Annotated in this window: 17 protein-coding genes and 1 tRNA gene; 1 reads left to right on the top strand and 17 read right to left on the bottom strand. The window is 36.2% G+C overall.

The window, feature by feature from the left end; genetic code table 11:
* Positions 1–19: 19 nt before the first annotated feature.
* Complete coding sequence (locus ACIDC4_RS09330; RefSeq protein WP_065451678.1) at positions 20–961, bottom strand: ribose-phosphate pyrophosphokinase; 942 nt, start codon at positions 959–961, stop codon at positions 20–22.
* 303 nt (positions 962–1264) lie between these two features.
* On the opposite strand from ACIDC4_RS09330, the gene ACIDC4_RS09325 reads away from it, so the two are divergent.
* Positions 1265–1344, top strand: a tRNA-Leu gene (locus ACIDC4_RS09325).
* A gap of 53 nt (positions 1345–1397) precedes the next feature.
* Here the strand turns inward: ACIDC4_RS09325 and ACIDC4_RS09320 are convergent.
* The 16 genes from ACIDC4_RS09320 to ACIDC4_RS09245 form a co-directional block, all read right to left on the bottom strand.
* The gene (locus tag ACIDC4_RS09320; protein ID WP_412042753.1) at positions 1398–2147 is read right to left on the bottom strand and encodes a hypothetical protein; all 750 of its coding nucleotides are present in this window, start codon (positions 2145–2147) and stop codon (positions 1398–1400) included.
* Positions 2148–2191: 44 nt separating this feature from the next.
* Complete coding sequence (locus tag ACIDC4_RS09315; RefSeq protein WP_412042754.1) at positions 2192–2362, bottom strand: hypothetical protein; 171 nt, start codon at positions 2360–2362, stop codon at positions 2192–2194.
* Between the two features lie 16 nt (positions 2363–2378).
* The gene (locus tag ACIDC4_RS09310) at positions 2379–2849 is read right to left on the bottom strand and encodes an OsmC family protein (RefSeq protein WP_412042755.1); all 471 of its coding nucleotides are present in this window, start codon (positions 2847–2849) and stop codon (positions 2379–2381) included.
* A 246-nt stretch (positions 2850–3095) separates the two neighbouring features.
* A complete protein-coding gene (locus tag ACIDC4_RS09305) occupies positions 3096–4280 on the bottom strand; it encodes an aldose epimerase family protein (protein WP_412042756.1) in 1185 nt (394 codons plus the stop codon).
* A gap of 281 nt (positions 4281–4561) precedes the next feature.
* Positions 4562–6070 carry an L-arabinose isomerase gene (gene araA, locus ACIDC4_RS09300; protein WP_412042757.1) on the bottom strand — a complete coding sequence of 503 codons (1509 nt, stop codon included), beginning with the start codon at positions 6068–6070 and terminating at the stop codon, positions 4562–4564.
* Between the two features lie 81 nt (positions 6071–6151).
* Complete coding sequence (locus tag ACIDC4_RS09295) at positions 6152–6853, bottom strand: L-ribulose-5-phosphate 4-epimerase (protein WP_412042758.1); 702 nt, start codon at positions 6851–6853, stop codon at positions 6152–6154.
* Positions 6837–8528, bottom strand: coding sequence for a ribulokinase (locus tag ACIDC4_RS09290; RefSeq protein WP_412042759.1), 1692 nt, complete (start codon positions 8526–8528; stop codon positions 6837–6839). The genes ACIDC4_RS09295 and ACIDC4_RS09290 overlap by 17 nt, the downstream gene beginning before the upstream one ends.
* Before the next feature lie 168 nt (positions 8529–8696).
* Positions 8697–10682, bottom strand: a complete 1986-nt coding sequence (locus tag ACIDC4_RS09285; RefSeq protein WP_412042760.1) for an alpha-L-arabinofuranosidase C-terminal domain-containing protein — start codon at positions 10680–10682, stop codon at positions 8697–8699.
* 473 nt (positions 10683–11155) lie between these two features.
* Positions 11156–13141 carry a glycoside hydrolase family 127 protein gene (locus tag ACIDC4_RS09280; protein WP_412042761.1) on the bottom strand — a complete coding sequence of 662 codons (1986 nt, stop codon included), beginning with the start codon at positions 13139–13141 and terminating at the stop codon, positions 11156–11158.
* 14 nt (positions 13142–13155) lie between these two features.
* Positions 13156–14139, bottom strand: a complete 984-nt coding sequence (locus tag ACIDC4_RS09275) for an arabinan endo-1,5-alpha-L-arabinosidase (protein ID WP_412042762.1) — start codon at positions 14137–14139, stop codon at positions 13156–13158.
* 134 nt (positions 14140–14273) lie between these two features.
* Positions 14274–15224 carry a glycoside hydrolase family 43 protein gene (locus tag ACIDC4_RS09270; protein ID WP_412042763.1) on the bottom strand — a complete coding sequence of 317 codons (951 nt, stop codon included), beginning with the start codon at positions 15222–15224 and terminating at the stop codon, positions 14274–14276.
* A gap of 265 nt (positions 15225–15489) precedes the next feature.
* Positions 15490–17115 (bottom strand): arabinan endo-1,5-alpha-L-arabinosidase, encoded by a 1626-nt coding sequence (locus ACIDC4_RS09265; RefSeq protein WP_412042764.1) that lies wholly within the window; start codon positions 17113–17115, stop codon positions 15490–15492.
* A gap of 12 nt (positions 17116–17127) precedes the next feature.
* On the bottom strand, positions 17128–18675 hold the full coding sequence (locus ACIDC4_RS09260) for an alpha-N-arabinofuranosidase (RefSeq protein WP_412042765.1): 1548 nt from the start codon (positions 18673–18675) through the stop codon (positions 17128–17130).
* Between the two features lie 61 nt (positions 18676–18736).
* The gene (locus ACIDC4_RS09255; protein ID WP_412042766.1) at positions 18737–19747 is read right to left on the bottom strand and encodes an arabinan endo-1,5-alpha-L-arabinosidase; all 1011 of its coding nucleotides are present in this window, start codon (positions 19745–19747) and stop codon (positions 18737–18739) included.
* A gap of 214 nt (positions 19748–19961) precedes the next feature.
* Positions 19962–21524, bottom strand: coding sequence for a RagB/SusD family nutrient uptake outer membrane protein (locus ACIDC4_RS09250; RefSeq protein ID WP_412042767.1), 1563 nt, complete (start codon positions 21522–21524; stop codon positions 19962–19964).
* 30 nt (positions 21525–21554) lie between these two features.
* Positions 21555–24512 carry a SusC/RagA family TonB-linked outer membrane protein gene (locus ACIDC4_RS09245; RefSeq protein ID WP_488381136.1) on the bottom strand — a complete coding sequence of 986 codons (2958 nt, stop codon included), beginning with the start codon at positions 24510–24512 and terminating at the stop codon, positions 21555–21557.
* Between the last annotated feature and the right edge of the window lie 345 nt (positions 24513–24857).

Raw genomic sequence — 24857 nt, 5'->3', positions numbered from 1 at the left:
TAAAGCCTATTGCCATAAATTACATTATAAATTTTCCACTGATGGAATTGTTGTGGTGCACCATGTGCATTACTTCAGCAAAAAGAGGTGCACAACTCACTACTCTGATTTTCTTTGATTCTTTCTTTAACGGAATAGAATCGGTCACTATTAACTCGCTTAATTTTGAGTTTTCGATTTTTTCGTATGCGTCACCTGATAAAATGGCGTGTGTACAAATTGCTCTAACGCTTAATGCTCCTTTTTCGATCATTAAATCGGCCGCTTTCGCTAATGTTCCACCAGTATCGATCATGTCGTCTACTAATATTACGTTACGTCCTTTTACTTCACCAATTAGCTCCATAGTATCGATAACGTTGGCTGCTTTTCTTTGTTTGTAACAGATTACTACATCTGATTCCAAAAACTTAGAGTAAGCATATGCTCTTTTTGAACCTCCCATATCCGGAGATGCAATGGTTAAATTGTCTAAATTTAAACTTTTTACGTATGGTAAAAAGATTGTAGATGCAAATAAATGATCTACTGGTTTTTCGAAAAACCCCTGAATTTGATCTGCGTGCAAATCCATTGTCATTACTCTTGTCGCTCCGGCAGCATCTAATAAATTAGCTACTAGTTTCGCTCCAATCGGAACTCTTGGTTTGTCTTTTCTATCTTGTCTTGCCCAACCAAAATAAGGCATAACAGCTGTAATGTGTCTGGCTGATGCACGTTTTGCTGCATCAATCATTAGTAACAATTCCATCAAATTATCAGCAGTTGGAAATGTTGAGCACACGATAAAAACGCGTAATCCTCTTATTGATTCTTCGTATGATGGCTGAAATTCTCCATCGCTATACGTTGACATCGTTACTTTTCCTAACGGAATTCCGTATTGTTCTGCAATTTTTTCTGCAAGATAAACACTTTGTGAACAAGCAAAAATTTTAGCTTCTGGTTCTAGGTGCGACATTATAATTTGTTGTTTTTGCTCCGCTGCGCTTATTACAATTCGGCCTCACCATTTTCGGTAAAACAAAACCTATATAAATGCCTCGGGTGTAGTTAGTTGTGTGTACTTCGTTTTAACGAGGTGCAAATTTAGAAAATTTATTGGACACTGAAAGGAAAAATTTAAGTATTTTTAGTAGAACATTTAATTTTATTTTTTACATTTGCACCGTGTTAAAGAAATAAGCACAGTTATGACATCATAATTAACTTATTTTATTGCGTTGAAATGATCGATTTATTTGATTGTTTTTTCGTCTGCTAAGCCCGGATGGCGGAATTGGTAGACGCGCTGGTCTCAAACACCTGTGGGAAACCGTGCCGGTTCGACTCCGGCTCCGGGTACAAAAACCTCTTCGAAAGAAGAGGTTTTTTTGGTTTTATAAGGTTCTCTTCCTTCATAGATCAAAGAATTCTTTATGATCTATAATTAACTTATTTAATTGATTGTAATTATCCGAAACTCTATAATATAGTTCAATATTGTTTTTATTAAACAACAAACCTTTGTTCGCAAAGAAGAAATAGCATAACTCTTGTATCGTTAATTTCATTTCTCGATAATGAGTAATAAACTTTTTTACAGCTTCAAAATCGTGAAATAAAACACTTTCCTGGTTAATTATAATTGTCCAGCTTAAAGTTCGATAATATACTCCATAATGACCATTGTTTATTACTGGTAGAAATCTTTCGTCATTTAAAAAGTTCCAATTTTCTAACATCTCTACATCCAATATATATTCAGTAATTGGTACTCTTACCGATTTCAACTCGCTAAATTTTGCCTCGCAATTTCTATGATTTCCTTGTGTCACAAAAAATGCATCACCATATTTAGCGTAACTGTAGCCATTATAAAATTCAGGAGTTTTAGTAAATTCCAAAAAATTAATTTTATTCCAATCTGAATTAAATCTTTTCATATTCCCTAAAAGATCAATCCATCTTTTGCCAATATAATCAATATGATCCGTTCCAATAACTTTTCCTATCGGCACATCATATTCTTCATGGTAAATCTCTCTATTATAAAATTTATAATCTTTAAAATCTTCAATATAAATTGTTTTTTCAAAACACCATTCTTTGATTTTAAAACTACTATTAAATTGAATAAGAAATTTGTTTACTTCTTTTATATCCATAAACCCTCTATTTGCCCGTCATGCCACATGGTTCAACTCATTAATTATCTATTAAACAAATGATGAAAACGTTTTTTCGTTTCTTCCACAACATCTTTATGTGATTGCATTCTTCCATTTTCAACATCTTCTAAAGCTTCATCAATCGCTTTCTTTTCAGCATCATTTAATAAACACTTATTATATTTTTCTCTTGAATTAATTCCTTCTTTCATAATTTACTTATATAACTTATATGGTAAAAATTTCACAACTCGCCTCATGCAAAACAGTAAAATTACAAGAGTTCGCAATAAAGCATAACTGATTTGCTTTAAAATGTAAATTTAAAGCAAGTTCAATTTGGTCTGGATTTGAGATTTTTACTTTTGGTTTTAATCGCACTTCTGTAAAACGGCCGCTTCCGTTATCAGAGACTTCAAGCGTGGCTTCGGCATTGTCTGAATATTCGAGAACTTCTATTCCGTTTTGAGAGCATACATATAAATAGGACATCATGTGGCAGGAAACTAAACTGCTCAACAATAAATCTTCGGGATTGTATAATTCCGGATCACCTTTGAATGCTTTGGCTGCCGAGATATCTAAAACAGGTTTCCCTTCGATTTTTATTTGATGGCTTTTACTGTAAAACTTTGACGTTGTTTCTTCTTCCTTTTTGGTTGAAGTCCAATTTAATTCTGCTTTGAATAGATGTTTCATTTTGTTTTCGTTTGCTCTTGCTAAATTAAGAATTTTATAAGCTGTAAATGAATTAATCGCGCAAAGCCGCAGAGACGCAAAGAAAATTAAAAAAGCTCAAAAAACTTTGCGGCTTTGCGACTTTGCGACTTTGCGCGATTTTAAAAAACTTACTTTAATTACATTCAAGTTACAAATAAAAAAACCTCGAAAGCATAACTTCCGAGGTTTTTTAAAATTACTAAACTAATAAACAGATTTCTAAAACTATTTCTTCACTGAGAATTTAAAAGTAGTTTTAGTTTTATAATTTTCTCCCGGGTTTAAAACCGTTGTTGGGAAATTTTTCTGGTTTGGAGAATCTGGATAATGTTCTGTTTCTAAACAAAGTCCGGTTCTGTGAGCAAATGTTCCGCCCTTAGGTGTTGGCAAAGTTCCGTCAAGGAAATTTCCTGAGTAAAACTGAATTCCAGGTTCATCGGTTGTCATTTCCATCACTCTTCCGCTTGCTGCGTGGTATACTTTTGCAATGATTGTTTTTCCTTTTTCAGGATTGTTCAATACCCAGCAATGATCGTAACCTTTTCCTCTTTCTAATTGTTCGTTTTTCACTTCGATGTCTTTTCCAATTAGTTTTGGAGTTCTAAAATCGAAAGGTGTATTGGCAACATCTTCTAATTTTCCTGTTGGAATTAAAGTCGCATCAACCGGAACTAATTTATCAGCATTCAAAGTCAATTCATGATCCAAGATTGTTTTTGTAAAATCTCCAGATAAATTGAAATAAGAATGTTGCGTAAGATTTACAACTGTCTTTTTATCTGTAGTTGCTTCATACAATACTTCTAACTGATTATCATTTGTCAATGTATAAGTAACAAAAACTTGCAGGTTTCCTGGATAACCTTCTTCTAAATCCTTACTTAAATAAGATAATTTTAAAGAAGCTGTACTTCCTGATTTTACCTCATCGGCTTTCCAAACCACATTAAAAAATCCTTGCGGTCCTCCATGCAAAGCATTTGGCGCATTATTGATTGCTAATTGATATTCTTTTTCGTCTAACTTAAATTTTCCTTTCGCAATTCGGTTTCCGTATCTTCCAATCAAAGCTCCAAAAAATGGATTTTCTTTTTCATATTGTGCCAAAGAACTAAAACCGATCACTACATTTTCAGAAACACCATCTTTATTCGGTACTTTCAAATCTGTAATTCTTCCTCCAAAAGTGATGATGTCAACTTCCATCCCATTTTGGTTTTTCAGTTTATAACTGTCAACCTTTTCTCCTTTTGCAGTGGTTCCGTATTCTGATTTTTCGATAGTAACCGCAGCTTTTTCATCTGGAGAAACTGTTGTAGTATCTGTTTTTTTATCGCTTTTGCATTGAACTGAAACCAAAGCCAAACTCAAAAGGCTCATTCCGAAAACGCAACGTTTTAATACATTCATAAATGATAATTTTGTGGTTATTGTGAAATGTTAGATGTTAAAAGTAATCTGCTAGGCGTAATAAAAAACGCTATATTTTGACGCGGATTAAACAGATTCGTTTCACGAAGACGCCGATTTACACAGATTTTTAATATCTAAAATCCGTTTTCATCTGCGCTTTTGCGTTAGCAAATCCGTTTTATCAGTGTTCTATTTTCAAAAAGTGAATTTATTACCTTAACAAGTTAAAAGTAACAAAAACTTAGAACCTAAGCAACTTAGAATCTTAGTACCTCAGCCTACAATCCGTGTTGAAACAAATGATAATAAGCTTCGTTCGCATTGATCTTGTCTTTAAAGTCTCTTACGGTTGTTTTTTCGTCAATAACCAATAATTCGATTCCGGCGATATCTGCAAAATCTTCCATATATTCAGTTGTAATCGCTTGACTATATACGGTATGATGCGCTCCTCCGGCAAGAATCCAGGCTGTTGCTGCGATATCAAGGTTTGGTTTACAATCCCATAAAACTCTGGCAACTGGTAATTTTGGTAAATCTGCCAATGGTTTAATCGCTTCAACTTCGTTTACAATCAAACGGAAACGATTCCCCATATCAACCAACGAAACATTGATTGCGTCTCCCGCAGGTGAATTAAATACCAAACGTGCAGGATCTTCTTTACCTCCAATTCCTAACGGATGTACTTCGCAAGAAGGTTTTGCATCTGCAATTGATGGGCAAATTTCTAACATGTGAGAACCTAAAACGTATGATTTTTGCGGTGTAAAATGATAGGTGTAATCTTCCATGAAAGATGTTCCTCCTTCAAGACCTACGTTCATTACTTTTAAGGCACGAACCATTGCAGCCGTTTTCCAATCGCCTTCTCCACCAAAACCATAACCATCGGCCATTAATCTTTGTGTTGCAATTCCAGGCAATTGTTTCCAAACTCCAAGGTTTTCAAATGTATCTGTAAAAGCTCCAAAACCTCCTTCTTCAAGGAAAGCTCTTAAACCTAATTCTATTTTTGCTGCTTCTACTAATGAACTTCTTTGTGCTCCGCCTTCTTTTAATGAATCGGTTAGAGAATAAGAAGATTCGTAAACTGCCAATAAATCATTCAATTGTTTGTCTGTAACTTTCTCGATATGTTTGGTCACATCAGATGAATCATATCCGTTTACCGACATTCCGAAACGAATCTGAGCTTCTACTTTATCACCTTCTGTAACGGCAACTTCACGCATATTGTCTCCAATACGGGCCACTTTTAAGTTTTGAAGTTCATCCCAACCTAAAGCTACTCTTGTCCAAACTCCCAATTTGTTTAAAACGCGAGGATCCTCCCAATGTCCAACAACTACTTTACGTTTCTTGCGCATTCTTGACATGATAAAACCAAACTCACGATCTCCGTGTGCCGATTGATTTAAGTTCATGAAATCCATGTCGATAGTTCCCCACGGAATTTCAGCATTGTATTGTGTGTGTAAATGACATAATGGTTTCTTTAGAATGCTTAATCCGCCAATCCACATTTTGGCTGGCGAAAAAGTATGCATCCAGGCAATGATTCCGATACAGTTTTTAGCCGTGTTTGCCGCTAAACATACATCTAAAATTTGAGAAGGCGATTTTACCACATCTTTATAAACCACTTTTACAGGAATACTCGATGATGCGTCTAATCCTTTTGCAATTAATTGCGAATGTTCTGCTACTTTTCTTAGTGTTTCTTCACCATATAATTCCTGGCTTCCTACTACAAACCATACTTCTTTTTGAGAGATATCTATCATTATGTTTAATCGTTTATTTGTTGAACTGTTTAATCGTTTTTGCAGATTAATCTAAAATCTACATTCTAAAATCTAAAATCATTATTGCCCGTAATACGAATCTTTTCCGTGTTTGCGGTTGTAATGTTTCTTTATTAAGGAATCTTTTAATCTTGGTGCGTTTGGATTTATTTGTAAAGTCAGATACGCCATTTCGGCTACGACTTCTAAAACCTTGCTGTTATAAACCGCTTTTGCAGCGTTTTTTCCCCATGCAAATGGACCGTGATTTCCAATTAAAACCATTTCTACTTCTTCGTAAGAAAGATTTTTTTCTTTGAAACAATCCAAAATCTGAATTCCCGTATTGTGTTCGTAGTTTCCCTCGATAAGCGCATCTGCCATCGGTGGCGCACACGGAATATCAGCCGTTAAATGATCGGCATGCGTGGTCCCGAAAATTGGAATATCTCTTTGTGATTGCGCCCAGGCTACAGAATATGTTGCATGTGTATGCGCAACGCCTCCAATATTTAGCCAATTTTTATATAAATAAGCATGCGTTTTGGTGTCTGATGACGGACGCATTGTTCCTTCGATAATATTATTGTCAAAATCGACAATTACAATATCTTCCGGTTTTAAATCTTCATACGGAACGCCGCTTGGTTTAATGGCAAAAACACCATTTTTTCTGTCCACCGCACTTACATTCCCAAAAGTGTATACCACCAAATTCAATGCGTTCAATTGCATATTGGCTTCGTAACATTCCTGTTTTAAATCTTTATAAAGAGAACTCATGTTGAGAAATTTTAATAGTTGGATCTTCAAAAGCGCTTAATTGATCGTATGCAACAAGTAATTTATGATATGCTGCTACTTTATCTAATTGAGGGAAATATTCTCCGTCGAAATCGCTTCCTATTTTTTGACTTGCTTCGATTACATTCGGATAAATTCCGGCTGCAACTGCTGCATAAATCGCTGCTCCTAAAGCCGGAGTTTGGTCTGAGGCTGCAATTTTGATTGGTTTGTTTAAAACGTTTGCCAAAGTCTGCATGATAAAAGGTGATTTACGAGCAACACCGCCAATCCCGATTACGCTGTCAATTTTTACACCTTCTTCTTCAAAACGATCGACGATTTTTTTCGCTCCAAAACAAATAGCATTTACCAAAGCTTTAAAAATATGAGGTGCTTTTGTTCCTAATGATAAATTTGAAATCGCGCTTTTTAATTCCTGATTGGCATCTGGAGTTCTGCGTCCGTTGATCCAGTCCAAAGCAATTGGAAGACTATCTGAAACCGGAATTTTCTCTGCTTCTTTAGTCAATTCCACAATTAATTTATCGCTGAATTCTTCTCTTAATTGTTCTTTTTGAGTGTCATTTAAAACTGTTGAAGAAGTCAATAAATGATCTGTTGGCCAAAGCAATAATTCTTTGTACCAGGCCAATAAATCTCCAAAAGCAGATTGTCCGGCTTCAAGACCAATAAAGCCTGGAATTACTGAACCATCAACTTGTCCGCAAATTCCGCGCACCGTTTTTGTTCCTACTTCATCATAAGAACCTACTAAAATATCACAAGTCGAAGTTCCCATAACGCGAACCAAAGTATTTTCTCCAATCTTAGCTCCAACAGCTCCTGAATGTGCATCGAAAGTTCCTACGGCTACAACTGTATCTGTAGAAAGTCCTAAACGATCTGCCCATTCTTTGCTTAAATTTCCGGCAACCAGATCTGATGTATATGTTTCATCGTATAAATTACCACGAAGTGTTGCTAAATACGGATGCAATTTTTCTAAGAATTCAACTGGCGGAAGTCCGTTCCAGTCTTCGTGCCACATTGCTTTATGACCTGCTGCGCAACGACTTCTTTTAAAAGTTTTTAAATCTTTATCTTCAATCAATAAATAAGTCATTAAATCGCAGTGCTCCATCCAGGTATGCGCTGCATTTCGAACCGCTTCATCTTCTCTTGCAATGTGCAAAATTTTTGCCCAAAACCATTCCGATGAATAAATTCCGCCTACATATTTGGTTACGTTTTCTCCGCCCCAGCTTACAGCCAATTCGTTGATTTCATTTGCTTCATTTATAGAAGTATGATCTTTCCAAAGTACCATCATCGCATTCGGATTTTCCTCAAAACCTTTTGTCAGGGCCAACGGAATTCCTTCTTTCGTAACAGGAACCGGAGAAGATCCTGTAGTATCAATACAAATTCCGCGTACCAGCGAAGGATCGACTTTACTTTCTTTTATAACCGTTTGAATGGTGATTTCTAAACCTTCAATATGGTCTAATGGATGCTGACGAAACTGATTTGCAGCCGCATCACAATATTGCTTGTTTTTCCATCTTTTATAATGAGAAACATTGGATGCCAGCTCTTGCCCATTTTCAGTGTCTATTAGCATCGCTCGAACTGAATCTGTTCCGTAGTCCAATCCTATAACGTAATTTTTCATTCGAAATTCTTTTTATAATAATGACAAATATAAATATAAATATTTTATAAGTGTACAAAAAACACTTAATAAAAATAAGCCTTTTAATTTTTGCAAATAATGCATCAAAACAGTCGTTTAGAATCAAAACAGAAAACAAACGTTGATTTTACATTTATTATCTTGCGATTATTTCATCTTTATCTTCAAAACGGTAACTGAGTAAGCAGGAAAATCATATTGTACCTTATTTCCGTTTACTTTAAATTCGCTTTCTTTTGGGCTAATTTTAGTTGGGGATTCAAAAGAATTTTCATCATTTATTCCGTCGCCTTTTAAGATTATTGCTGTTCCTTTTGCCTCTAATTTTACTCCTTTTACATCTATTGAAGCATTTTGTGCCGATGCTGAAGCGTTGACAATTTTTAGGATTACTTCTTTAGAATTCACATCTTTTACTGCCGATGCAAACAAATCGTTTTGTCCTGTAACTGCTTTTCCTTCTTTTGTAATATTGATTAAATCGGTTCCTTTATTATTAGAAAATAATTTCTGAACATAATAATTTGGCGTTCCGTACGATTGTAAATTGTTGAACCAAATCATGTCCGGTGTCCATTGCCAGCCTTCTACGTGAGCCAACAACGGTGCGTAAGAAGTTAAATGAACAACCTCAGCATTACGTTCCATTCCGGTCATAAAAGCGGCTTCAGAGAAAGCACATTCCCAGTTGTTTTTATTATCCGGACTTGCAATTGCTACACTTTGTGCTGCATATTCCCCCGCAAAAATCTTTGGCCCTTTACGGTCGTAATTGTCGTAACGCGTTACATTTTTACGGAACCAAGCCGGATCTTTATAATAATGTTCGTCGACGATTTCTGCGTTTAGTTTTTTAAGTTCTTTCATTCCATAATCAAAATAATCTCCGTCAGGAAAAGGTCCTGTTCCCGAAACAATGATGATGTTTGGATATTTATCTTTAATGGCTTTTTGAAATACTTTGAAACGCTCGATATAATCCGCGCCCCATTGTTCATTTCCAACTCCGATATGTTTTAAATTGAATGGTTTTGGATGTCCCATATCGGCTCTCACTTTTCCCCAGGCAGTAGTCTGATCGCCATTTGCGAACTCAATTAAATCTAAAGCATCCTGAACATAAGGATCTAATTGATCCATAGGAACCAATTCTCCTGTATTGAACTGACACGCCATTCCGCAACTTAAAATGGGTAATGGTGAAGCGCCAATATCTTCTGAAAGCTGAAAATATTCAAAGAAACCTAAACCAAAACTCTGGAAATAATCCGGAGCCGGACGATGTGCAAATTCCATATTCCAGCGGTTTACGGCAGTTTCTCTGTCTTCCACTTTTCCAACCGATTTTTTCCATTGGTAACGTTCTGCCAAAGTTCTTCCTTCTACGATACAGCCGCCTGGAAAACGTAAAAATCCTGGTTTCAAATCATATAATAATTGTACTAAATCACTACGCATCCCATTTTTTCTTCCTTTCCAGGTATCTTCCGGAAACAACGAAATATTATCCAAATCGATAACTCCGTTTCCTTCAAAAGTAATTTTTAGTTTTGCCTTAGCTTCTGTTGCTGTAGAGATTAACTGAGCAGTATAATCTGTCCAGTCTTTTGCTGTTGGAACAATCGAAGTTTCGCCTAAAACTTTATTGTCTTTATCTATAAATTGAAACTTGATCTTAGTAATATTTCCTGATAATTTTGAAGCTTTTAAGGACAGATTGTATTTGAGGCCTTTCTTAATTCCCATTCCTCTAAAACCTTCATTGATCAATTCATAACCGCTGGCATCTTTAAGAGTAACCCTGCAATAATTATGATTGGTTCCTTGGTTTGAATACTGCACTACAGTGGCAATTCCGGATTGCTGATTTAATTTATGACGATCGCTGTTGGGTTCTTGCCAGCCCATCATTGGAAACAGAAATTCGAACGATCTGTTCTTGATCATTTCGGCATACAAACCTCCATCGGCAGCAAAATTGATGTCTTCAAAAAATACTCCGTACATCGTTGGCTGAATTTTCGTCACTGTTTTTGCAGCGTCTACCTGAAGATTGTTTTTTTGTGCTGAGGCATAAATGCCGTTAAGCAATAAACCACAAAGGGTAATTTTGGTAATTAAATTGGACTTCATTTTTATTGTATTTAAATGTGTTTTATGGCACGCGGATGACGCGGATAAAACGGATTTTTATTTTTTTGTTTCACGCAGATTTTTGCAGATCTGAGCAGATTTTATTTTCTATACTTTGACAGTTTAAACATATAGAAACATAGCTTTGATTTCTTATAAAAGGCATTTCATTTTACTAAAATTCATTCCGAAGCTTCGGGACTATGTGTGCAAATCTAGATTTGTATTAAACTATCTTTTATTCAATTTCTAAAATCTATGTTTCTATGTGTTTAAATATTTTTTCACGCAGATTTGGCAGATTGAGCAGATTTTTTTATGTTATGCGTCTGACGGATTGAAATCCGTCTCTACAATATGAATCGTTCCTCCGGAACTTTTTTAAATCTTTTTTATCCTATCATCTGCGACATTATCTTGATTCTTGCCTCTTGATTCTTTGTTCTATTCTCTTTTCTCTTTCTTCTATATTCTCAATTCTTATAATCCAACCAAACTTTCATTTTTCCAACGCCTCTGTTTGACCAACTGTAATATGGAATCGCTTTGAATTTTGAATTTTCAATCACATTTACACCTTGCAATAAATTAGGATCTTTTTGTACTTTGAAAGTATCTCCGGCGGCTACATTTATTTTGTCGAAATTGGTTTTATTATCAGCTTCTTCAACAGCATAAACGATTGGTCCGTATTCTAAAGAAACTTTGTCTTTATTGCTTGCCACTTTAGCATTGGTTTGAACTTCCTGAACTTCCATTGGGAAATTAAGATTGATTTTATCTCCTTTTTTCCAATTTCTTGTAATGGTGAAATAACCGTCTTGTGGCTGAATTGCTAAAACTTCTCCGTTTAAATTGATTGTTGCTTTTTGAGTTGAAGCTTTTTTATAAGAATATAAATCGCCTGGTAAAACTTCATTTCGTGCCCAACCCGGAACTCTCAGTTTGATCGTGAATTGGCTTTCTTTTTTCGGATTAACCGAGATTGCTACTTTTCCGTTCCAGGGATATCCGGTTTGTTGTGAGATTTGTAAATCGGTTTTCGCTAAAGCGAAAGAAGCGTTGTTTGATGCGTATAAATTCACATACAAAACATCTTTTGATTTTGAATAAATTAATCCCGGAATAGAAGGAATAAATCGAATTAAATTCGTCGGACAGCAAGAACAATCAAACCAGGCCTGACGTGTGCATGAACCTCTGTTTGATTTAAAAACACCATCAGATTCTAAGGCATTTGGATAGAAAAATTGTTTTCCGTCTAATGAAATTCCGGAGATTAATCCGTTGTACATCGTTCTTTCGATCACATCAAAATATTCTGATTTGCCATATAAATTATGTAATCTGTGATTCCAATATACATCTCCAATGGCAGCACAGGTTTCGTTGTATGCCGTTAAGTTTGGCAATTCATAATTGTCTCCAAAAGCTTCTCCGTCGTGTCTTGAACCAATTCCGCCAGTGATGTACATTTTCTTATTGACCATATTATTCCATAAATTATTTACAGCATCCGTATAGGCTTTGTCTTTTGTCATGGCAGCAATATCCGTCATTCCTGCGTACATGTAAACGGCTCTTACGGCATGACCCACTACTTCGTTTTGCTGCACAACCGGAATATGATCTTGTGCATATTCACCATATAATTTATGATTATTCGGGTTTCCGCGATTATCTAAATAATATTTTGCTAATTTTAGATAGTCTTCTTTTCCGGTAATTTGGTATAATTTAATCAAACCCGTTTCTACAATTTGATGTCCCGGAACACCTTTTACCTGACCTGGGCCATCGCCAAAAGTTTTCACTAATAAATCGGCATTTTTGATTGCGATTTCAAGGAAATTTGTTTTTCCTGTGGCTTCATAATGCACTACAGCAGCTTCGATCAAATGTCCTGCATTGTAGCATTCATGACTAATTTGTAATGATTCCCAACGTTTTCCTTCGATAACCGGAACCCAGGGCGCTGGCGGTTTTGCCGGATTTATAGTTCTCCACGTTGTAAGATATCCATCTTTTTCCTGACCAATTTTTACGATTGCAATCAACGAATCTAATACCTTTTCAAGTTTTGGATTTGGTGCGCTGATTAAAGTATTCGAAGCACCTTCGATTATCTTATAAACATCGGTATCGTCAAATGGCATTTCGCCTCTTACTGTTCCTGTTTTTTGTTTTCCGGCGATTAAGAAATTCTCAAATCGGCCTTCTTCATTACATTTCTGAATGGCGTATGCAATCGTAATTTCCTGCACTCTTTTAATAATAGGCAACCAAAAAGAATCGGTCAGTTTTACATTTTGAATGTTGACCGGTTCTATTTCATAACCTGCTTTTAAAGCAGAAGTTTTATCGCTAGTTTGTACCACATTATTTTTGGTTTCTTTACAGGAAATCAAAATTAAAAGCGACATACAAATCGTCAGAATATGGAAGGTATATTTTTTCATTATTTTTTTGTATTCTATTTTAAAACGGGCCATAAGTCATTGTCCCAAAGCATTTCTTTAACTACCAATCTTGGCGTTCCGTTGGTTTTCTTTTCATAGGCATGATAAAAAATATAATCTTTTCCGTCAAACGTATAAGCGCTGTTATGGCCTACGCCAAAGTAATTTTCATCGCCCTGAACTACGATACTTCCGCCGCCTTCATTTAAAGATTTTCCGTCTTTATCTACGTAAGGTCCGGTTACATTTTTAGATCTTCCAACAACGACTTTATAAGTGCTTTTTTCTCCGCGACAGCATAAATCCCAGGAAAGAAATTGATAGTAATAACCGTTTTTCTTAAAGATAAAAGGAGCTTCAAGCGCACCATCACCCGGGTCTGAATCTGGTAATTCGAAAGTTCTTTTACGTTTCGAAATCGTGTGCCATTCCTGAGGTTGCGCAATCGATTTTAAATCTGGATTTAGTTTAACCAGTTTCAATCCTTCCCAAAAAGAACCAAAAGACAACCACGGAGTATTGTTTTCATCGAAGATTAAATTCGGGTCAATGGCGTTCCACATATCGCGGTTAGGTTGCGATTGAATCACGATTCCCTGATCGACCCATTTGTATTTTTTGTCTTTTGGATCTAATGTCGTATTGGTCGCCACGCCAATCGCCGATGTATTTTTGGCGAAAGCCGAAACCGAATAATACAGATAATATACATTGTTATGCAATGAAATATCCGGCGCCCAAATGTGGTTTTTAAAATCGGCTGCAACGCCATCTGCCCATACTGGTTTTTCTGCAAAAACTTGTGGTTCTTTATTCCAGTTTTTTAAATCTTTCGAACTAAAAACACTGATTCCGTTTCCGGTACAATACAAATAATAGGTGTCTTTTTGTTTAATGACAACCGGATCGTGCACGACAATTTCCTGCGCAAATGAAACTGAAGCTGTCAGCATCATTAGTACAGAAAGTGCATATTTTATGTTATTGTAAAATTTCATGTTTTGATATTTTTTTTCACCATATAAGTGATATAAGAAAATTTAAGTTTTGGCTGAAAACTGTGACTTTTCTAGATCATATAAGAAAGTAACCCTTTGCCCTGAAAACTGTGACTGCGACTGAAAACTAAAAATTACTGAATTCCCTCAGATGTCATTACGACGCGTTTCATTGTTCCGTCTTTATTGTAATATAATTTGTCTACACAAACTGATCTTCTGAAACTTCCTCCGTTGGGTTGTGATGCTCCGTTGTGATAAATGAAATACGATTGCCCTTTAAAATCAATTATCGATTGATGGTTTGTGTTACTGTTTCCAGCTAATTCGTTTAAGATTCCTTTAAATTCCCACGGGCCTGTAATGGATTTACTCATGGCGTAGGCAATCTTCTCCGGAAACTCATAGGCGTATGATAAATAATACCAGTTTTTATGTTTGTGAATCCACGGTGCTTCTGTATAATGTGGCAAATCGATATGGTGAATTGGTCCGTCGATTTCAATCATATTTTCTTTTAATTTGGCATAATGACAAGCGGTATTTCCCCAAAACAAATAAGCTTGTCCATTCGTATCGATATAAACCGTTGGATCGATATCGTCCCAGCTTATATCGCTAAATTTGGTCATGTCATTTGTAATTATGGCTTTTCCTAAAGCATCTTTAAAAGGTCCTGTTGGACTGTCAGAAACAGCAACTCCAATTGATTTTCCGTGTACTGAACCATGCTCGACAGTTACATACCAATAAAATTTTCCGTTTCTCTCAATTACCTGCGAAGCCCATGCATCACCTTTCGCCCATGCAAAATCACTGGCTTTTAAGGGTACAGGATGTGATTCCCATTTTTTCATATCTGAAGAAGAATATACTACCCATTCGTTCATTTTATAAAAATTAAAATCGTTTGGAGCTTCGTCATGACCCGCATACAAATAGACTTTGTCTTTGTAAACCAATGCCGCAGGATCTCCTGTATATTGATCTTTTATAATGGGGTTGTTGAATTTTGTTGGATCAATTTGGCTTTGAACTGTTTGACAGAAGGCAAGCAAAACTAAAAGTGATACTATATTTTTCATTATGATTATTTTACACATTATATTTTCTCGCAGATTTTGCAGATCAGGCAGATTTTTAATCCTTTTAATCCTTTAATCTGTGGCTTTTATTTTAACACATAGAGACATAGAATTTTTTGTGTTGAAAAAGGCGTTTCACTTAGTTTTAATACACATAGCTATGCGATTTATTTGAAGTGAAACATCTTATACGATTTGTTAAGCTATGTTTCTATGTGTTTGAAAAAATTTAAGTTTGGAATTTGGAATTTAAAAAAATTGGGATTTAATTAATTTTCTTGCCCCAAACCGGTAATCCTGTTGACGTTAAACCGGAATAACTCAAAGTCACTTTTCTTGTAGCCGATTCCCAATCCCAAGCATCCGTTACATTGCATTTTACTCCATTTACAGTTAAGATTTTTTTTGCGCTGTCATAAGACCATGTTCCATTTGCATCTCCGCTTACTTTTTTATCGGCGGTTAAATAAAGTGTTACTGATTTTTGAATGGTTTTGTATTGATAATTCATCGTTATTTGTTCCCATGTTCCAATGAAACTAGCTTCAGAAATCGTTGTTGCCGGTACGCCTGCATAACGTTCTGCTTCTACAACCGGCCATCCGTCTTCTGTCCATTGAATACCTCGAACGTGTCCCATCATTACGGCATTCGAAACTGCAATTCCCGGAACTCCTTCGGGCAAACGTGCCTGCGATGCGTAATACCATTGTTTGGTTTCGGGATTTTGGAAAATTCCGCAATGTGAAATTCCAACCCAACCTGTATGATTTTTAAAAGAATAGGGATGAGTCAACATCGGGAAACAATCGGCTCCGTTTGTAATACTGGTTCCTGTGATGGTTTGGTAAGGTCCCAAGATATTTTTTGAACGCGCGACACGTGTATTATACGCAACTGATAATTCGTCATAAGCCAGGAACAAATAATAATATTGAGTGTCCGGATTATAAATAATTTCCGGTCCTTCGAGTGCTTGCCAACGGTTTGTATTTACGTTTCCGCGTCCTGCAATTCGTACTCCGTAATCGTCAATTGTTTTTAATTTATCCGGTTTTCCGGTTGTTGGATTCAGTTTTAAAGCGGCAATTCCGGAATGCCAGGATCCGTAAATTAAATACTGATCGCCTTCCGGTGTCTGAATAAAACTTGGATCAATGGCGTTGAATTTAAAATAGGCATCCCAATCGTTTCCTCCGTTTCGAACGTAGCTTTTTACGCCATCAGGTTCAGAGCAAACGACCATTCCTTTATCGACCCAATTGTTAGATGCTAAATCAGTTGTTTCGGCTAAGCCAATGAAAGCGCGTTCTGTCCAGGAAGTATTGGTATCTGTTCCTACAATAGGATTCGTTACCACAATACTGTAATACATTCTGTAAATATTGCCCACTTTTCTAACACAAGGCGCCCAATATCCATAATTTGGATTTGTAATAGGTGGCAAAGCAGGAGACATTCTGGCTCTTTTATTGTTTAAAGAATCTTTTACCCAAGCCGGAGCTTCGGTCATTGACGATCCCATAAATTCCCAGTTGATTAAATCTTTCGATCTTCTGTAAAAAAAATGTCCATGACCATCTGTTGCGTTCCCGTAAGAAGCATCTGTTTGGTACATATAATAATATTCTCCTGATTTTTCTACCGATGGATCGTGAACATTGGCAAGATTCCATTGTGCTCGGCTTCCCCAGCTGGATAATGCCGTATAATTATCTGCGTAAGTTGGTCCCGGAAAAGCGGGCGTCACTACCGGAGGATCAACAACCACTGGCGGATCAGGATTTTCATTTGTTGCAGGATCATCTTTTGAACAGCTCACTGCAGCAAAAACAAATAAAAGCAGCCCTAAGTACGAGGCTATTTTTATTATATGTTTTGATTTTTTCATTTTTTTAGCTTGTTATTTTCCTTCTAACACTACTACCGAGAAAGGAGGAATTGTGATTTCTAATTTTCCTTTTTTATTTTCGAAACCTTTAAAAACTGTTGGTACAATTTTGTTTGGAGTATCGAATGAATTATAATCCTGTAACTTAGCTGATGTTATAATAGTTCCCGTGAAATTTTTCACGCCCAGGTTATTGACATCTATTTCTATTTTATTTTTATTCTTAGCATCTACATTTACTAAAGAAATATGAACCAATCCGCTTTTGTCTTTTGATGCCGAAGCAGAAACTGCCGGAAGTGATTCTCCGTTGAAAGTATATAATGGTGATTGAAAACTTATTGGTAATAATTTAGCATCCTGATGAACACTGTACAATTTCATAACATGGTACGTTGGTGTTGTAATCATTTTTGCTTTATCAGTAAGGATTACCGCTTGCAAAACGTTTACACATTGCGCTAAGTTTGCCATACGAACCCTGTCAGCATGATTGTTGAAGATGTTAAGCGTTGCTCCGGCCAAAACTGCATCTCTCATGGTATTTTGTTGGTATAAAAACCCGGGATTTGATCCTTTTTCTACTTCGTACCAGGCTCCCCATTCGTCTACAATCATGGCTACTTTTTTCTCCGGATCGTATTTGTCCATTATCGCAGCATGTTTGGTCACCAATTCTTCCATTTTTAAAGCGGATTGCATGGTATGGAAATAGCCGTCTTCGGTAAAGTTTACACCGTCGCCTTTTTTACCCCAATCGATAACAGCATAGTGATGCACTCCAACTCCGCCCAACATATTGATCGGAATGTTTTTCATTAAAACTTCTGTCCAATTATAATCAGCACTGTTGGATCCTGATGCGATGCGGGTAATTCCGCCAGTGTTTTCCCAATCTGACATGAAAGTGGCGTATTTGCGGTATTCATTAGCATAATATTCTGCTGTCATATTTCCTCCGCATCCCCAGGCTTCATTTCCAATTCCCCAAAATTTTACTTTCCAAGGTTCTGTTCTTCCGTTCTTTTTACGCAAATCACTCATCGGACTTTTGCCGCTGAAGTTGGTGTATTGAACCCAATCAGACAATTCCTGAACGGTTCCGCTGCCCACATTCCCTGACAAATAAGGTTCTGCTCCAAGAAGTTCGCACATATTAAGGAAATCGTGTGTCCCGAAACTATTATCTTCGGTTACGCCACCCCACCATTTGTTTACAATTGTTGGTCTTTCCTGTTGTGGTCCAATTCCGTCTTTCCAATGGTAGGTATCGGCAAAACATCCGCCAGGCCATCTTAAATTTGGAATTTTTAATTCTTTTAAAGCTTTAACAATGTCATTTCTAACTCCTTTCGTATTTGGAATTTTTGATGTGTCTCCCACAAAAAAACCTCCATAAATAGAACGTCCTAAATGTTCTGCAAAATGCCCGTAAATGTTTTTATCGATTGTTGGAGCATCAGCGTTATTTTTTATAGTAACAACTGTCGTTTGATTTTGAGCAAAATTAACCTGACTGAAAAGAGTAAAAAGAAATGTGCTTAAAAGTATTTTTTTCATAATGTGTTTTTATAAGTTATAAAGAGGAAAGCTTCGTGAAACTTTCCTCTAAATAGTATTTTTAATAAGAAAGTGATGGCCATCCTGATGACCATGTAAAATATACAATTTCGAGTTTTGGATTTCCGCTGTCGGCTCCATCATAATAATGAACTGATCCTTTTTGAGTTCCAACAATTCTGGATAAATGACCTGGTCCGATATAATTTCCTTGTGTTGCTAAAACTGTTGTTCCGCCGCCATTCTTTAAATTGACTCCGTTTTTATCAACATAAGGTCCAAACGGACTTGTTGAACGGCCTACTACAATATAGTATGTACTGTTTACGCCGTTACAGCAGCTACCTCTGTTTACGAACATATAGTAATAACTTCCTTCTTTTATTAAACAAGGTGCTTCCCAACTCGCACTGCTTCCGCCGGCAACAATCGTTTTGCTTCCTGTCGTTTTTCCTGTTGAAGGATTAATCTGGATGACTCCAATTCCGGCATGCCAGGAACCATACGCCATATAAACGTTGCTTCCGTCTACTAAAATTGAAGGATCAATTGCATTCACATCTGAAGATGATGAAGATGAAACCACGACGCCTCTATCTGTCCAGGTTGTTCCTGCCGAAGCACTTATTGCCGGAGCAGTTACCAACCCAATTGCTGATGTTGCGGAACCAAAAGTGGAGCATGAATAATACATATTCCATCGATTATTGAACCAGGCAACATCTGGCGCCCAAAATGTTTTTACAAAACCGGGTACATATCCTGTGATCCAACCTGGAGTCGAAGTAAATACTGATGTTCCCCAAGTCCAGCTTGTTAAATTTGTTGAATATGTCATGGGTATATTATCTCCTGTTGTAAATACATAATAGTTTACGCCACTTTTTACAATAGTACTTGGATCGTGTGACGGAACTGTTCCTGTAACGGTTTTGGCTGTTAGGTTTTTTACTTGAGAATTCTGAGTGTCTACAACCGCGGCTGCGTCCTCATTTGAAGAATTTATAAGATCTTCATTTTGGCAACTTGCTAATAATACTGCTAATAAAACTAAACTTGTAATTGTTTTCATTGGTTATAATTTTAGTTAAGGTGTAATTATTATATCTCTGCAATCTCAATTTCTGTTTTTAAGATAATATCATGTAAAGATTTTTAGGCCCTTACATGATATTAGGTATTCTAACTAATTCAAAATAAAATCTTTTTTTAGTCTCAGTTCGCAGTCACAGTTTTCAGTTTAAACTGAGACTGTGAACTGCGACTGAAAACTTAAAACTTAAAACTTAATAACTGTCATTCTGTGTTGTTCCAGGATTATTATCCATTTCTAATTGCGGAATTGGATAAAATTCTCTTCCTGGTGTGTACGAATTAAACTCTGCATCTCTCGATTTTAACCATGCTAGTTTTGTTGCATCCTGCAACCATCCCCAACGACGAATATCATCAAAACGGTGTCCTTCAAGAGGAAACTCCAGGAATCTTTCGTGACCTATTTGTTCTCTCATTTGAGCTTGCGACATATTTGGTTTTACTGTTGCTAAATCCGGAAGACCCACTCTGTTTCTTACCATCTGAATGTATCCGTATGCTCCGGGAGTATCACCTGTTTCGTTTAAAGTTTCGGCATACATTAAAAGAATATCTGCATATCTTAATAAACGCTCATTGATTCCGGAACGCCAGTCGTATTCGTCTGCAAATTCTCCGTCAGAATTTTGGTATTTTCTACAAAAGATGTCATTTAAATCTCCAGGACTTTTAGCATAAAAAGTGGCAAAATCTTTTCCGTACAATTTCATTCCGCCTGGTTTATTATAAAATATAGTAGCATCTAAACGAGGATCAAGATCTCCTGTTGTTGTTTTCTCATCGTGAAATTCATTAAATAGTGCCCACGAAGGCTGAACGTCTGTCCATCCAAAAGCTCTTGGTGCATAAGTAATGGCGCGAGCCGAAGTTTTTCCCCAACCTGAAGCTGGAGCTCCGCCCCAACCTAAATCAACTCCTCCGGCTTCTCTGCTAAATTGTACTTCAAAAAGTGATTCAGAATTGTTTTCATTAGCAGTTGTAAAGTTATCGCGGTAGTTTGCTACTAAGGAGTACACTCCTAAATCGATAACTTGTCTGAAAGCCGTTTTAGCATTAGCAAAATCTTTATTAAATAAGTAGGCTTTTCCTAAATATCCTAAGGCAGCACCTTTTGTAGCACGTCCTTTTTGACCTCCGTCTATCCCTGAAATATTATCATAAGAAACTGGTAATAAATCGGCAGCCGCTTTAAAGTCAGCAATAACCTGAGCCCAGCCTTCTGCTTCTGTTTTTTGCGGATAATATACTGCCAGTTCTGTTGGTACCGGTACATTTTTGAACAAGTTCACGGCATGAAATAAAAATAATCCTCTTAAGAAATAAGCTTGTCCTAAGATTCTGTTTTTAAGCGCCTGATCCTGAAAACCAATTTCCGGTACATTTGTTAAAACCTGGTTGGCACGGTAAATTCCCTGATAATACGTTTCAAAAGCCCATCCGTAAATTGATGCATCGGCAACATTCGAGTTAAAGTGACCTGCATTGTACATAGAACCCCAAGGGCTATTGGTACGTGCATCATCTGATCTTGCGTCTAATAATAATGGCGTACTTCTCATGTACGTTCCATCTGTCAATAAACTTCCGTAAGCAGCATTTACACCTTCAATGGCATCCTGATCTGTTTTCCAAAATGAATCTACTGCATTATTATTTGGGTCAATTTGGGTCAAATCTTCATTTTCAACACAGCTTGTTGTTACAACAGCCAGTGAAAAGAAAATCGCTATATAGTTATATATTTTATATTTCATTTTAATACGTTTTTAATTGGTTAAACCGGTTTAGAAATTTACCTCTACTCCTAAAGAAATAGTTCTTGGATTTGGGAAAGATCCTGCATCATATCCTCTTGAAAGCAATCCGTCACTATTAAAGTCCGGATCATATCCTGTATATTTGGTAATAGTCCATAAATTTTGACCATTAACATATACTCTTGCTTTTTGGATAAATTTGTCTTTCAACGGAATATTGAAACCCAACTCCATTGTTTGCAATCTCACATAATCACCACTTTGAATGAATCTGTTAGAATCTCTGTTATTTCCATTTGGATCACCAATTACTGGTGCCGGAACATTTGTATTCGTATTAGTTGTTGTCCAATAATTTAGTTCATCTGTACTATGGTTTCCGTATTGTCCTGTCATTAAGTTACGGTACATTGCATTGAAAACTTTGTTACCTCCGCTACCTTGCCAAAACATCGAGAAATCGAAATTTTCATATGATGCGCTAAAATTCAATCCAAAACCATATTTAGGAATCGATACTCCCTGAAAAGTTCTGTCAGCATCTGTAATAATTCCGTCTCCGTTTACATCTCTAAATTTCACATCTCCGGGAGCTGCACCTGTTTGTGTTGGAGAAGCGGCAACTTCGGCTGCGTTTTGAAAAATACCAACAGCTTCCCAAGCATAAAGTTCTCCTACAGATCTTCCTAATTCTGTTTTTGAAACTGCTCCGTAAAGAGGGTTTCCGTTTACTCCAATTTTAGTTACTACATTCTTTAAAGTTCCAAAATTGGCTGAGATATCGTATTTAAATTTACGATGATGATTACTGTATGATGCTGCAAACTCAAAACCTTTATTTTGCATATCACCTGCATTAGTAAAAATACTCGCCGGGAAAGCACCATTAGAATAAGGTAAAGGAACATTAACCAACATGTCTGTAACTTTTTTTATAAAGTACTCTCCTGTAAATTGCAAGTCATTATCAAAAAATCCTAATTCTAATGCTATGTTTTTACTGGTTGTTTTTTCCCAGTGTACATTAGGGTCAAGTGCTGCAACCACAGTTGTTCCAGGAGCAAGCTCGTTGTTGAAATCATAACTCGCAAAACTGTTTACTGTAGAAGCAAAGAAGTATTGCGGAATTGTATTATTTCCTATTGTACCGTAACCTCCTCTAAGTTTAATATTGCTCACCCATGTTGGTAAATGCAAAAACTTTTCGTTACTAATTTTCCAGCCTCCTGAAAAAGAGTAGAAGTTTGCAGAATTGTTGATCTCGCTAAAAAGAGATGTCTTGTCTTGTCTGAAATTAGCCTGTAGCAAATACCTGTCATCATAAGAATAATTTAATCTGCTGATGTATGATATTCCTGTAATGGTAAATTTATATTCGCTCGCATTTCTTGCATCTGCAAACTGAAGCATTGGAATTTCTCCCGGGGTATAACCAACACCTCTTGAATTATATCTGTGATAATCTCTTTTTTCCTGAATCAATCCTGCAAGAGCATCAATTTTGTGTTTTCCTAGTGTAATTTCGTAAGTCAGTAAATTATTCCAGAACGTTCTTAGCTCATTACCCGTTTCTGTATCTAAAGAAGCTTCATCGTTTGTAGTAATGTAGTACCATCCTAAATCACTTGGCGGTATAAATTTTCTGTTTTCCCAATCTGTTCTGTCATAACTTACATCCAATTTGTATTTAAGACCTTTAACAATTTCAATTTCTCCCCAGATATCTCCAACAAAACGGTTTCTTTTACCATTGTTAGTGATCAAATTATTATATCCAATAGGGTTCATTGAGATCGCTCTTTGTGTCAGGTTATCTGTTCCACCGTAACCACCTAATCTGTTGGCATCGTAAACAGGCATTGTTGGTACAGCACCCAACATATCACTGATAAAGGTTTGTCCGGCATTATATTCGTTAAAAATTTCCTTATCAGATTGTGTGTAGGCAATTTTTGCCCCGTATTTGAATTTTCCTTTTTTACCATTCAAATTCAAATTCGTTGACAGCCTTTCGTAATCTTGTGGCGTTTTTAAGTAGCTTGTGTTTTTGAAATAATCAACATTAAAGCTGTACGCAATATTTTCTGCACCGCCTGAAAATGTTAGCGCCTGATTTTGTACTACACCCGTTTTCATCGATTCTTTTTGCCAGTCTGTATCGACATTTGAAATGTAGGATGAACTTGCCGGATTATTTCCGGGAGCAATATTTACAGGAACTCCTGCTCTAATGTCTCTGTTTCTTTCGGCTTCACTGGTAATTTGTTGGTAACCCAAACGATCTGTTACATCCCATCTTTTAGAAACATTCTGAAGTCCTACGATAGATTTGAATTTAACGTCTGTTTTACCTGCTTTACCTTTTTTAGTTGTAATAATCACTACTCCATTTGCTCCACGAACACCATAAATAGCTGCAGATGATGCATCTTTAAGCACCTGCATAGATTCAATTTCTCCCGGTGCAAAATCATTTGGAGCATCAACCATAATACCATCAATAACAAAAAGAGGATTGTTGTTGGTAAACGAAGTTATACCTCTAATTTTTACATTTACAAAACCGCCCGGCTCACCAGATGATTGTACTGTAACTCCCGGAACCTGCCCCTGAAGCATTTTTGCAGCATCATATGTTACGGTTTTTTTAGCCGATTCCATATTTACAACACTTACAGATCCTGTTAAGTCAGATTTCTTTTGTGTTCCGTAACCAATTACGACTACTTCATTTAATTTGTTGGTGTCTTCACCTAATACAGCATTTACTTTAGTTTGATTTCCTACCGTTAATTCCTGATTTTGAAATCCAATAAATGAAAAGACCAAAACATCGTTTGGAGATGCTTTAATCGAGTATTCTCCATCAAAACCTGTTGTCGAAACTGTTTTGGTTCCTTTTATCAAAATGTTTACTCCCGGCAATGGCAATTTGTCCTGCGCCGAAGTAACAACTCCGGTAATCACTTTGTCTTGAGCCGACATTTGATTAACGGAAAATAATAGCATAAGTAATGCTAAAAGCCATTCTTTTTTTGGCAATAAAAAATTGCAATAAAAAAATAATTTTTGGTTTGTTATCATACTGGTTAGTTTAAGTTGGTTAGCGTATAATTATAAGTGTTAATTTTACATTTGTAAATTTAACTAAAAAAAAAGCTTAAAAACAAATTAATATGGCAAAAAAAGGAGGTAAAAAAAACGCATATGATAAATTAAGTGTGAAATCAACATTTAAAAATTGACATTATTTCAAAAAAAGAGCGTTTTTGAACTGTAATTTGTGTAAAATCAACACTTTTTATAAAAAAGCAACTTTTTACTCAAAAA

Source organism: Flavobacterium sp. C3NV (genome assembly GCF_046825355.2).
Taxonomy (GTDB): Bacteria; Bacteroidota; Bacteroidia; order Flavobacteriales; family Flavobacteriaceae; genus Flavobacterium.
The sequence above is the reverse complement of the archived record's forward strand: the minus strand, read 5'-3'. Positions and strand labels throughout refer to the sequence as shown.